At 54.3% G+C, this 13,303-nt stretch carries 9 protein-coding genes and 1 tRNA gene; 3 read left to right on the plus strand and 7 right to left on the minus strand.

Translation table 11 applies throughout. The features are described 5' to 3' along the window. The coding region (locus QZL71_RS05470) for a pyrroline-5-carboxylate reductase family protein (RefSeq protein WP_294648166.1) at window positions 1-434 on the minus strand (434 nt) is incomplete at its 3' end. Window positions 435-770: 336 nt separating this feature from the next. Between QZL71_RS05470 and QZL71_RS05475 the strand changes: the two genes are divergently transcribed. Together QZL71_RS05475 and QZL71_RS05480 are read left to right on the plus strand one after the other, a co-directional pair. Beyond that, entirely contained in the window at window positions 771-1,352 is a 582-nt protein-coding gene (locus tag QZL71_RS05475) for a TetR-like C-terminal domain-containing protein (RefSeq protein WP_173012947.1), read from the plus strand. A 160-nt stretch (window positions 1,353-1,512) separates the two neighbouring features. Beyond that, window positions 1,513-2,946 (plus strand): radical SAM protein, encoded by a 1,434-nt coding sequence (locus QZL71_RS05480; RefSeq protein WP_294648168.1) that lies wholly within the window; start codon window positions 1,513-1,515, stop codon window positions 2,944-2,946. Between the two features lie 262 nt (window positions 2,947-3,208). On the opposite strand, the gene QZL71_RS05485 is transcribed toward QZL71_RS05480, so the two are convergent. From QZL71_RS05485 to typA, 6 genes are all read right to left on the minus strand, one after another. Beyond that, window positions 3,209-4,729 carry an Ig-like domain-containing protein gene (locus tag QZL71_RS05485; protein WP_294648170.1) on the minus strand — a complete coding sequence of 507 codons (1,521 nt, stop codon included), beginning with the start codon at window positions 4,727-4,729 and terminating at the stop codon, window positions 3,209-3,211. A gap of 57 nt (window positions 4,730-4,786) precedes the next feature. After that, the gene (locus QZL71_RS05490; protein WP_005945848.1) at window positions 4,787-5,899 is read right to left on the minus strand and encodes an HlyD family secretion protein; all 1,113 of its coding nucleotides are present in this window, start codon (window positions 5,897-5,899) and stop codon (window positions 4,787-4,789) included. Between the two features lie 2 nt (window positions 5,900-5,901). Further along, on the minus strand, window positions 5,902-6,351 hold the full coding sequence (locus QZL71_RS05495; protein ID WP_005945849.1) for a hypothetical protein: 450 nt from the start codon (window positions 6,349-6,351) through the stop codon (window positions 5,902-5,904). A 364-nt stretch (window positions 6,352-6,715) separates the two neighbouring features. Beyond that, window positions 6,716-9,046, minus strand: a complete 2,331-nt coding sequence (locus tag QZL71_RS05500; RefSeq protein WP_005945852.1) for a peptidase domain-containing ABC transporter — start codon at window positions 9,044-9,046, stop codon at window positions 6,716-6,718. A 459-nt stretch (window positions 9,047-9,505) separates the two neighbouring features. Further along, window positions 9,506-9,582: transfer RNA gene (locus QZL71_RS05505), tRNA-Asn, on the minus strand. Window positions 9,583-9,741: 159 nt separating this feature from the next. Then, window positions 9,742-11,565, minus strand: coding sequence for a translational GTPase TypA (gene typA, locus QZL71_RS05510; RefSeq protein WP_005945857.1), 1,824 nt, complete (start codon window positions 11,563-11,565; stop codon window positions 9,742-9,744). A gap of 216 nt (window positions 11,566-11,781) precedes the next feature. Between typA and QZL71_RS05515 the strand changes: the two genes are divergently transcribed. Then, the coding region (locus QZL71_RS05515) for an MBL fold metallo-hydrolase RNA specificity domain-containing protein (protein WP_294648171.1) at window positions 11,782-13,303 on the plus strand (1,522 nt) is incomplete at its 3' end.

Genomic DNA, 13,303 nt, shown 5'->3' on the forward strand with positions numbered 1-13,303 from the left:
GCTTCTTCTTCCTCAGCGGTGACATTGCTGGAACAGTACTGGATCATACCCTCGCCCACCGAAGCCGGGGTGTTGGGCATGATGCGGATCACAGGAAAGTCCTCACCGGCCATCTCCTGAATACGGGCGATCGAAAGGCCCGCTGCCATGCTGCACAGCACAAAACGGCTGGGGCGCTCGTCAAAGGTGAACTTGAGCGGCTGGAGCAGAGCTTCCATCATCTGGGGCTTTACCGCCAGAAAAATCAGGTCGCAGTCACCGGCCACCTCGGCATTGGTGGCTGTTTTGCAGCCCAGTTCTTTGGCCAGTGCCTGTGCCTTGGCCGCAGTGCGGTTTGCCAGAAAAACCTTCTTAGGGTCAACAGCTTTGCAAACGGCACGGGCGATGGCTCCACCCATGTTGCCGCAGCCCAGAAAACCAATGGTATCCATCATAGTTTGTACCCTCCCTCAAAACGGCACTTCAATCACAGCCGTCTGCTCCCATTCTAAGCGTAGAGGAATATAAAATCAAGGGCCTTTTCCGCTTTTTTGCCGGAAGAAGCCGCTTTTGCAGGCATTTCACACCGCCGGAAGGGGTTTGGGGGATGAGAAACGGCTCTTGAAGCGAGAAACTGCCGGAGTGAAAACGCAGGAAGGCATTCTTTGTTTACAAAATGGACAGAATCAATGCTTGCAATCGGAACGACTTTTGCGGTATTATAATGTACGAAGCTGCCAATCGCCGTACGCAGCGGGAAAAATTTCTACGGTTGGGAAAGGAAGGTTTTTGTGTCACAAACAACGAAGCGGGCACTGGAAGCATCGCTGAAAAAGCTGCTGCTGGAAAAGCCCCTCAATAAGATCACGATCAACGATATCACCGAGGACTGCGGCGTGAACCGCATGACCTTTTACTACCACTTCAAGGATATTTACGATCTGGTGGACTGGATCCTGACGGAAGATGCAATCAAGGCGATGGAAGGCTGCCAGAGCTTTGATACATGGACCGAAGCATTTCTGGACATCCTGCACCAGATCCGGGATAACAAAACACTGGTGCTGAACGTATACCGCTCTGTGGGGCGTGAACAGGTGGAGCAGTATCTGTACAAGCTTCTGGACCCCATGCTGAAGGAATTTGCGGATCGCGAATGCCGCGACATCACCGTGCAGGACGATGACAAGCAGTTTGTGGTGGATTTTTACAAATATGCGCTGGTGGGCGTGGTGCTGGAATGGATCCGCCGGGATATGAAGACCGAGCCCGCTGTGATGGTAGAACGTATGGGACGGATGCTGCAGGGCGATCTGCGCCGCGCGTTATGCCGCCTTGCCAGCAATAAGATCCATCTGGAACAGGACGGTTGAACCGGAAGAACGACAAAATTTTATCATAATCCGCGCCGTGATGGGTTTTCTATCACGGCGCTTTTTCTGTTTATGGCAACTTGTGGGATAGAATGGTAGAGTAATGGCATAGAAATAGAAAAAGAGATTTCCGAAAAATACCGTTTGGAGGAAAAGGATAATGAATACTTCTGTTGAGAGCCTGACTCATAAAATGCAGCGTGCTGCCGTTGGCAAAATGGTGGACGTGGTGCTTTCTCATGCCGATAAAGACCGTCAGAAAACCGTGGGACAGCTGGTGGATGTCGCAAAGCAGTTCTATGGCAGTTCGTTCAGCGATGAAGCCTACGAACACGCCAGACAGACCCTGACCGACCCCGACAGCAAATGGTCCAAGCTCATCAACTGTGTGCTGGATCAGACCGACCCCAACGTGGCCCGCACTATGGCGCTGAATCTGGGCTACGAGGCTTTCTTCCGCGGCACCAAGACCATCCGCGAGAACCGCGTGAAGTATCAGTGCAACATCCCCTGGCTGATCCTGTTCGACCCCACTTCCGCCTGCAATATGCACTGCGTGGGCTGCTGGGCCGGTGAATACGGTCACAAGAATAACCTCAGCTTTGAGGATATGGACAAGATCGTTACCGAGGGCAAGGAGCTGGGCGTGTACCTGTACATGCTGACCGGCGGCGAGCCGCTGGTGCGTAAGGCTGATATCCTGAAGCTGGCCGAGAAGCACAACGATGTGCAGTTTGCCATCTACACCAACTCCACCCTCATCGATGAGCCCTTCTGCAAAGAGGTGGTGCGTCTGGGCAACATTGCCTTCATGCTGTCCATCGAGGGCACCCCGGAGACCAACGATGCCCGCCGCGGTAAGGGGCACTATGCCGCTGTTATGCATGCTATGGATCTGCTCAAGGAGCACGGCATCGTGTTCGGCACGTCCATCTGCTACACCCGCGATAATATCGAAGCTGTCACCAACGATGAGTTCATGCGTTTCCTGTGTGAGAAGGGCGCACACTTCGGCTTCTACTTCCACTACATGCCCGTGGGCAACGAGGCAGCACCGGAACTGATGCCTACCCCGGAGCAGCGCAAATATATGATCGACCGCATCCGCTATCTGCGCTCGGAAGAGTGCGATATCCCATTCTACCCGATGGATTTCCAGAACGATGGCGAGTTCGTGGGCGGCTGCATTGCCGGCGGACGCAACTACTTCCACATCAACTCTGCCGGTGACGCAGAGCCGTGCGTGTTCATCCACTACTCCAATGCAAACATCCACGACCAGAGCATTCTGGAAATTCTGCACAGCCCGCTGTTCATGGCTTATCACAACGGCCAGCCCTTCAACAAGAACCATCTGCGTCCCTGCCCGATGCTGGAAAACCCCGAACTGCTGCAGAAGATGGTGCACGAGACCGGTGCCCACAGCACCGACCTGCAGTCGCCGGAGAGCGTGGAGCACCTGTGCGAGAAGTGCAAGAACTATGCGGCCAACTGGCAGCCCACGGCGGACGAGATCTGGTCCCACACCAAGATCCGCGAGAGCCGCTACGAGAACTACAAGGACTGGAAGCCCTCGCAGCCCATTGAAAAGTAACGAAGGCAGACATCATAATGCAAACAAAGCCCAGGCGTTCCATTGAAGTGCGCTCCGTCAAGTAGACAGAGAAATAATATAAGTTTTTGTTCGCCGTTTCCACAAGGAGACGGCGAATTTTTTGTGCAAAAGTGATTGTTCTTTCTTGACATAAAAATACCCCCAGAGTACGCAGAGTTTTTGTTTTACTCTGTCTACTCTAGGGGGAGCATATCACACGCAGAGAGGGTCTTACTGTTTCATGAAAGAGTGGTTTTGAAAATTACCAGAACCAGTAGCGCTTTTTCAGCACAACATATGCAATGCCGATCAGAACCACTACAACACCACCGGCAATGAAGAAGGTCCAGTTGATATTGGCAAATTTCAGGTTCTGGTTGGTCAGCAGATAACGGCCTGCAGTATCGGCAGTGATGATGCCGTCGGTGTAGCTGTTCAGGTACTGCCACTTGTTGGAGACGGCGTTGTACAGATACAGGCGGGTATAGGTGCTCACATCCAGATCGATGCGCACCGAGCAGGGAAGAGCCTTGCCCTTGTCCAGCTCAAACTCGATGCCCTGATCGGACTCAGTCAGGATGAGCATGGTGTCCAGCTCACTGGTGGTGCTCTTGACACCGCTGCCTGCAATCTGCATGGTGTAGCCATCACCCACCACGCACAGGGTCTTGCCGGTGGTGCGCAGCGCATTGAGGATATCACCGGTCACGGTAGGCACCTCGGCCTGTGTGAAAACGATCTCGTTGTCCTCACTGTCCTGAATGGCCTGCACAACGGGATCGATCTCGATGGGAGTATCGTTATCCGATTCGGTGGAGCTGCTGTCCGAAGAATTATCGGAAGAAGATGCAGCCGAACGGTTGACGATGACCGTGACCATGGCGGATGCAGTGCCGTTGGAAACGGTAATGGAAGTAGCGCCGGTGCCCACAGCCGTGATCACGCCGCTGGGGCTGACCGTGGCAATGTTGCTGTTGGCGGACTTATAGGTGAACTTCTGGGAAGCGGAAGAAGGCTTGACACTGGCGGTCAGGGTGCGGGTGGCACCGGGCTTGAGCACAACGTAGGAAGGATTCACCGTGACGACCTGACCGCTGTTGGAAGAACCAGTGCTGGCGGTGCCGGTGCTGGAGTTGGGAATACTCATGACCGTGACATTGGTGGTAGCAGTCACCGAACCGCAGGTAGCGGTAATGGTGGCGGTGCCGGGGGCAATGCCGGTAACACGGCCGAAATTGTTCACCGTGGCGACCTTCTCATTGGAAGAGGTCAGGGCGACGGTGGCATAATTGGAAGCCGAAGTAGGCCGCACCTGCAGCTGTGCCGAGACCGAGTTGCCAACATAGATGGTGTTGGAGGAAAGGGAAAGGTCCATCTCGGTAACGATCATGGAAGAATCCATGGAGACAACGATGGTGTAGGCACAGATCTGGTTGCCTGCGGCAGCGGTGATGCGGGTGGTGCCTACGCCCACAGCCTGCACGACACCGGAGTTGCTCACAGTCAGAATGGAAGTATCGTCCGAGATAAAGACAACCGAGTCGGTAGAGTTGCGCGGACGCACCACAGGAGACAGCTGCTGAGAGGAACCCAGCAGCATGTTGGCTGTATAGCTGCCGGCCTCAATGCTTTCGGCAGGCACGTCCTGATCCCACGGCATGGCAACGCCGCTCAGGGCAAGGCCGGAGACAGGGCTTGCTGCGGCCGCAGACACAGCTGTGCCGCAGGCCAGCAGGCAGAGCGCTGCCGCACAGACGGCCAGTTTTTTTGCGGTTGATTTCATAGTAAGTGTACCTCTTTGGGTGATATAACGGCGGCTGGCAGTCAGCACAGCTCCGGTTTAGCGGAACAGAACGCCCAGGGCTTCCATTGCGTACTCGAAATAGGTGACCTGATCGTACTCCACGCGGGCAGTAACGCTCATGCCGTTGGAAAGATCCACCTTGTCGCCGCTGCGGCTCACCACATAAGTGGCATCGGGCTTAATGGTCATCTTATAGTAGGAAGCGTTGGAGCTGGCCGTCACGTCACTGTCAATGGCCGTTACAGTGCCGGTCAGGGTGCCATAGGAATACTCCGAAAGGCCGGTAATGGCAATCTTGCACGGGTCACCCACATGAAGCAGCGGGCGGTCATTCACGGTGACCATGGCAACGATCTCCAGATCGTCGTTCTCGCTGGCAACAGTGGCCAGCGGGGAGCCTGCGCTCAGCACCATGCCCTCTTTGTAAGGAGTATCCATGTGGATCACACCGGAGGTGGGGGCGTAGATGTAGTAATCGTTGGCACCGGTGTTCAAGGCATCGAGCTGAGCCTGAACGTTGTCCACGTTGCTCTGTGCGCTGGTAATGCTCTGGGAGATGGACTGCATGGTGGAGTAGTACAGAGCTTCTACTTCGCTCTGGCTCTGCTCCATCATGGTCTTGATCTGAGCATCGGAGTAACCGGCAGCCTGATAGGCCGTGGCATCAAAGGTCTTCTGAGAGACCTGGCTCTTGTAGGTCTCGTACTGATAGTAGTAGGGCTGATCTTCGGGGTTTGTCTCGCTGAAGTAGTTGGTATCATCCTGCACGCACTGCAGCAGCTTGTTGTACTGGTCCAGCTGGGTCTGGTAGATCTTGAGCTGGCTTTCCAGGTTATCCTGCTGCATGTCGATATCCGTGCTCTTGATGTGGGCCACGAGGTCGCCCTCGTTCACATAGCTGCCCTCCGAAATATACATCTCGGTAATGGAGCCGGAATAACTGGACATGATATAGGTTTTATTGCTGGCCTGCACGGTGCCTGCGTTCTGGCTGACATAAATGCGGTTGGTATGGGTGCTCCACACCACCAGAAACAGCATGAAGATGCCCACCAGAATGACAAAAGCGTAGCCATAAGGCGGCAGCTTTTTTTCCATCATGATGCGGCGATCCTGCAGATCCGAAAGGTTCTGAACTTTAATCGTCATAATTACTTGGTCTCCATAAAGACATCGACCACGGCATCATCCTCGTCCTGATTGACATAGATGGTATAGGAGGTGCCGGTCAGTTTCTGCTCATTCTCAAAAGCGTGGACCTGCAGCTTGTAGGAAGCCAGCTGGCTTTCGGGCATGGGGCCGGTGTAGTGGGCATACAGGCAGTTCTTCACGCGCAGAACAGCATCCATATGGTAGTCCTGCTCCATCTGGCCGATGAACTGGGTAGCCTGCTGCATCATGTACAGGTGCATCTGACGGTCCTCACCAACCACCATGGCCTGCACAATGGGGCCAATGGGCTGTGCGTTGTTGCTCTTGATAAAGTTGTGCATCTGGGTCAGCACCACGGGCAGACTGGCCATCTCTTCCGGATGGATCTCACGGGAGAGCACATTGGTGAGCTTCAGGGTCTTGTTCTCGGCTACTTTGATCTCTTTCATGTTGAATACCTCGGTTCCTTTTCAGATTTACCTCAGAAGAGGCAGTAATAGGCAATCGAGAAAGGGGAGAAAATCGCTGCAGAGAGCAGCTTCCTCTCCGCTCCCGATCGCCTACTACTTATAAAAGTAATAGGGATCTTGCAAATAAAATGTGCCCGGAGGCATTTTGCCTCCGGGCACACCATAGTGAGGCATAGTTACCTGAGCAGGCGGGGCCTGTTCAGGATAACACCATCTACTTCTACTAAACAGAAAGTCTTTCTAGCTCTTTTTATCTGACACAGCAAAACTATGTCAAATCAAGCTATCCATCATGAATGACTCCCTTTCATATGTAACCGGGTACGCACCCGGCTGCAACACATCAATAGGTGATCGACTCACCGTCGTCATCCTCTTCCACCACGGCCTGCATGACAGACTGCTTGGGCTCTGCCTTTTTGCTGCGGTAGATACCCTGCTGCATGTTCCACAGCTCGTAGTACTTGCCTTCCTTGGCAAGCAGCTCATCGTGCGTGCCGCGTTCCACGATCTTGCCGTGATCCATCACAAGGATCAGATCACAGTCACGAACAGTGGACAGGCGGTGAGCTACGATCAGCATGGAACGATCTGCAAGCTGATCGTAGATCATGTTGAAGATCAGATTTTCCGTAGCAAAGTCCAGATTACTGGTGGATTCATCCAGAATGTAGAGGTTGGAATCTTTCAGGAAAGCGCGTGCCAGCGCAATGCGCTGCTTTTCACCGCCGGACAGGCCGTTGCCTGCTTCTTCCAGATAGGTGTTATACTGCAGGGGCAGATGACGGATAAAGTCGTGAGCATCTGCCTTCTTGGCAGCTTCCTTAACTTCGTCCATCGTAGCGTCCATACGGGAAACACGGATGTTATCATAAATGGTCTTGCTGAACAGCTCAACGTTCTGCGGCACATAAGAAATTGCGCGGCGGACAGAATCATTGGTGTATTCAGCCAGATTCACACCGTTCAAGTCGATCTCGCCATCTTCCGGCTCATAATACTTGAGCAGAAGCTTGGTGATCGTGGATTTGCCGCTGCCGCTGCTGCCCACCAGCGCGACCTTTTTACCGGCCGGAATGGTAAAGCTGATGTGATCCAGTGCAGGGGCACGGTTGCCATAACGGAAAGTGACATCCTTGAACTCGATATCGCCCTCCACCTTGTCCAGATCGGTGCGGTCTTCGTCGCCGACCGTCTCGGAGGGATAATCCATGATCTCGCCCAGACGCTTCATGGAAATGCTGGCCTCCTGAATCTGCATCTGCAGACCGATCAGGTTGCTCAGCGGGGAAGTAAAGTAAGAGGACAGCGTGCTGAAGGCCATGAATCCGCCCAGTGTCATCTCACCCTTCAGAACCTGACTGATACCCACATAGGTGGTCAGCATGCTGAAACCGGTGGAAATGAAGGAGGAAATCAGGCCCTGCGTGGTGCTGATCTTGCTGGAGCGCAGGCTGATCTTCAGGCTCTTGATGTACTCACGCTCGAGGTTCTCCATTTCGGTATCCTCGTTGGCGTTGCACTTGACCGTCTCAATGCCGCGCAGGCTCTCGATCATCTGGCTGTTCAGTGCAGCGGACTGCACCATGGTCTCTTCGTTGATCTTTTTGTAAGGCTGCTTGTAGATCAGCACCAGCAGAATGCTGACCAGAGCCATGAACAGCGAGATCGAGAAGAGCATCGCATTCATGCGGAACAGGATGATACCGGTGATAATGGCCATCGAGATATCCATGATCAGGCTCAGCGCAATGCTGGTAAAGATGGATTTGATGGTGTTTGCATCCGAATAACGGGTGGTGATATCACCAGTCTTGCGGGTGGCAAAGAACTTCATGGGCAGACGGAAGATATGCCCGAAGTAACCCAGCATCAGCGGAATATCGATCTTGATGGATAGGTGGATCAGAACCCACTGCCGGACAAAGCCCACCAGCGTATTGGTGATGCTGACCATGCTGAACACAAGGATCAGCGTGACCAGCAGATTGTCTAGGCCATATGGCAAGACCTCGTCCATCAGGATCTTGTTGAACATGGAGGAGGCAATGCCCAGAATCGTAACGATCAGAGAACTCAGGATCGCATAGGCAAAAAGCTTTTTCTGGGGCAGCAACAGGTCGACGTAACGCTTGAACATGCCGCCCTTTTCGATCTTACCGCCCTTGAACTCCGAGGTGGGGTTCATCAGCAGCAGAACACCGGTAAAGTTCTTGTAGAACTCATCCAGAGAGATCTTTTTCAGCTCACTGCCAGGGTCGCCGATCACGACATAATCCTTGCACTTGTGTTTTTTGCCGTTCTTCTCATCTTCCTTGGCGGCTTCGGCTTCTTTCAGCATGTGCCGACGACGCTCACCGTCATCTTTGATGGTGGTCTTTTTAAAGACGACCACAAAGTGGGCCAGACCCTGATCGGTGATGACCTGCGCAATGCAGGGCAGCGAGAAATCGCTGAGGAAATTTTCACGGTCTACGCGAACCGCTGCAGTGGTGAAACCCAACTCATTAGCGGCTTTCTGCAAACCAACAAGGTTCGTGCCTTTCAGGTCGGTACCCATCATATCGCGCAGGCGGGTGATGGTAACTTCCTTTTTGTAATGGAGGCACACCATTGCGAGGCAGGCAGCCGCACAGTCAGTGGTGTCGTGCTGCCGGACATAGGTATAACGCATAGATGCTTCCTTTGATCATATACAAATTTATTCAAACAGCGGCAGGCGTTTTGAAAAAGCGGCCTGCCGCAGATCTGACAACGTGAAAAGAGCCGGAGCCTGAAACAACAGCACAGAGACCGGTGCTTTGTCCTGTCCTGCGGAGAACCATGACAAAACACCGGTCGGCTGCTATCAAAAGAAGGGAGCACCTACCCTTTGATCTGTGTGCCGGACTTTGGAAAAACAGATACAAATTTCCAAAGCTTATAAGCAGTATACCACAATGTGACATCTTCTTCAAGTAGTCAAATTTTAAGAAATCATTATGCTTGATGCTTTTTTCGCATGAATACTGTGTTTTTGGGACAGAGAAGCCCAAAAACAGAGGAGAAACACGACTGCATGGCTGTACAGAAAAAGGGTGTAGTATGGGACAAACAAAAAAGGCAATGTTCTGTGGAACATTGCCTTTTCTTCTGGCGCCTCTTGCCTGACTCGAACAGGCGACACCCTGATTAACAGTCAGGTGCTCTAACCGACTGAGCTAAAGAGGCAGATCACATTTATGACTGCGAGAGATATTATACCGCATAAGAATGCCTTTTGCAAGCCTTTTTTTAAAAAATGAATCATTTTTGGCAAAATAAAACCGTCCTGCAGTGTTTTGAAACGCTGCAGGACGGTAAAGTACATATTATAAAAGAAGGAAAGGCTTATTTCAGCTTGCTCTTGGCCTTCATGCGCTGCTCGTGGTTCAGGATCTGCTTGCGGATGCGCAGATTTTCAGGAGTGACCTCCAGCAGCTCGTCCTGTGCAAGGAATTCCAGGCAGCCTTCCAGGCTGAGCTTGCTAATGGGGATCAGGCGCAGAGCATCATCGGAGCCGGATGCACGGGTATTGGTCAGGTGCTTGGTCTTGCAGACGTTGACATCCACATCCTCGCCGGAAGCGGTGTAGCCAATGACCATGCCCTCGTAGACCTTTTCACCAGCGCCCACCAGAAGGGTGCCGCGCTGCTGAGCATTGAACAGACCGTAGGTGACAGCCTCGCCGGTCTCAAAGCTGACCAGAGAACCGGTGGAGCGGTTGGCAATCATGCCAGCCCAGACATCGTAACCGTCGAAGATCTGGTTGATGATGCCTTCGCCGTGGGTATCGGTCAGGAACTGGTTGCGGTAGCCGAACAGGCCGCGGCTGGGCATACGGAACTCCAGACGCACGCGGTCGGTGCCCAGAGATTCCATCTGCTGCAGGATAGCCTTGCGCTGGCCCAGACCGGTCATGACAGCGCCCTGATACTGGGTGGGCACATCGATGACGACATGCTCCATAGGCTCATAGGTCTTGCCGTCGATGACCTTGGTCAGAACGTGCGGGGGAGAGACCTGCAGCTCATAACCTTCACGGCGCATGGTCTCGATCAGGATGGACAGGTGCATCTCACCACGGCCCATAACGCGGAAGGAATCGGTGGTGGCGGAATCCTCCACCTTCAAAGCGACATCCTTCAGCAGCTCCTTCTGCAAACGGTCGCGGATCTGGCGGCTGGTGACGTATTTGCCCTCACGGCCGGCCAGCGGGCTGTCGTTGACGGAGAAGGTCATTTCAACGGTAGGATCGTTGATCTTCACGAAGGGCAGCGGCTCCACATTGGAGGGGCTGCACAGGGTATTGCCGATGGTCACGTCGGGCAGGCCGGAGAATGCCACGATATCGCCGGCGGTGATGTTATCGCACGGCTGACGGCCATTGGCCTGGAAGTCGTACAGCTTGGTCAGACGGCCGCGCATCTTCAGATCCTGATTGTGCCAGTCACAGACGACAACTTCCTCGCCCACCTTGGCAACGCCGTTCTGGATGCGGCCAATGCCGATGCGGCCCACGAAGTCGTTATAGTCCACAGAGGACACCAGCATCTGGAAGGGAGCCTCGGGGTCGCCCTCAGGCGGCTTGATGGTGCTCAGCAGAGTATCGAACAGAGGGATCAGGTCGGTGCCGGGCACATCCGGGTCCAGGCTTGCGGTGCCATCACGGCCGCAGCAGAACAGCATGGGGCAGTCCAGCTGCTCATCGGTAGCGCCCAGATCCATCAGCAGGTACAGAACTTCGTCGATGACTTCCTTGATGCGGGCATCGGGGCGGTCGATCTTGTTGATGGCCACCACCAGACTCAGGTTCTGCTGCAGAGCCTTCTGCAGCACAAAACGGGTCTGGGGCATGCAGCCCTCGGCGGCATCCACCAGCAGCAGAACGCCGTTGACCATCTTCAGCACGCGCTCCACCTCGCCGCCAAAGTCGGCATGGCCCGGAGTATCGACAATATTGATCTTGACACCCTTGTAGGTGCAGGAGCAGTTCTTGGCCAGAATGGTAATGCCACGCTCACGCTCGATATCGCCGCTGTCCATGACGCGCTCAGCCACGACCTGATTATCGCGGAATGCGCCGCTCTGACGCAGCATTGCGTCCACCAGGGTGGTCTTGCCGTGGTCAACGTGAGCGATAATGGCAACGTTGCGCAAATCGTTACGAACCATAAAATTCAACCTCTCTATTATTAAAACTCATAAAATACGAACGAACGTCATACAAGTTTAAGTTTATAACAGAAAGGGGTGGTTTGTCAAGATTGTATAAAAAATTTTTCAACCTTTCGGCAAAATGCCTGAGAAAAGCCATGCGATTTGTGCGGCGTGTACCTTTAGAATATGCTATACTAAGGGTACAGAAGAAATAAAGCCGGAGGTGTTTTTATGAAGATCACATTTCTGGGCGCGAACCATGAGGTCACCGGCAGCTGCACTTTGATCGAAGCGGCTGGGCAGCGCTTTTTGATCGACTGCGGCATGGAGCAGGGCAAGGACGTATACGAGAACCAGCCCATCCCGGTGGCACCCGGCGAGATCGACTGGGTGCTGGCCACCCATGCACACATCGACCATACCGGTATGCTGCCGCTGCTGGTGCGCAACGGCTTCCGCGGCAAGATCTATGCCACGAACCCCACGGTGGAGCTGTGCGGCATCATGCTGCGGGACTCGGCCCATATTCAGGAATTTGAAGCGGAGTGGAAAAACCGCAAGGGCCAGCGCTCCGGCGCAGAACCGGTGGAACCGATGTATACTGTGCAGGATGCTGAAGCAGCCATGAAGCTGTTTGTGGGCAAGGCCTATGAGCAGCGCTTCCAGCTTGCACCGGGCATTGAAGCCCGCTTTGTGGATGTGGGCCATCTGCTTGGCTCGGCCAGCATAGAGCTTTGGATCACCGAGGGTGAGACCACGACCAAGCTGGTATTCTCCGGTGATATCGGCAATCTGGATCAGCCCATCATCAAGGATCCTGCTTACATCAAAGAGGCGGACTACGCCTTTATGGAATCTACCTACGGCGACCGTAGCCACGGCCCGAAGCCGGACTATGTGAGCGAACTGACGAAGATCCTGCAGCGCACCTTTGACCGGGGCGGCAATGTGGTCATTCCCAGCTTTGCGGTGGGCCGCACGCAGGAGATGCTCTACTTTATCCGTGAGATCAAGGAAAAGGGCCTTGTGAAGGGGCACGGCAACTTCCCGGTGTACATTGACAGCCCGCTTGCCATCGAGGCGACCCGCATCTTTAAAGATACCGACCCGGACTGCTTTGATGCGGACACCCGCGCTCTGCTGGAAAAAGGCATTGATCCGATCACCTTCCCGGGGCTGCGCGTCACGGTGACCAGTGATGAATCCCGCATGATCAATGCAGACCGCGTGCCAAAGGTCATCCTCTCGGCCAGCGGTATGTGCGAGGCAGGCCGCATCCGCCACCACCTCAAGCACAATCTGTGGCGGCCGGAGTGCACCATTCTGTTCGTGGGCTATCAGGCGGTGGGCACGCTGGGCCGCACCCTGCTGGAAGGTGCCACGACGGTAAAACTGTTCGGTGAACCTATTGAGGTGCAGGCAGAACTGTGCCAGCTCACCGGCATGTCCGGCCATGCGGACAGAGAGGGTCTGCTGCGGTGGGTGAACTCCTTTGAGCAGAAACCAAAGCGTGTGTTCGTGATGCACGGCGAAGATGAGACCGAGGACCACTTTGTGCAGACCTTGACGGAACAGGGCTTCACTGCCTGCGCACCCTACAACGGCGCACAGTGGGCCATCGGAGCCGAGGGAGCCGTATGCCTGCAGGAGGGCATGCGCGTCCGCATTGAGCACAAGGCTAATGAAGGCCAGAGCCGTGCGGCCAGTGTGTTCCAGCGGCTGGTCAGCGCCGGCAAGCGCCTGCTGCGGGTCA

Source organism: uncultured Faecalibacterium sp., assembly GCF_900066275.1.
Taxonomy (GTDB): domain Bacteria; phylum Bacillota; class Clostridia; order Oscillospirales; family Ruminococcaceae; genus Faecalibacterium; species Faecalibacterium taiwanense.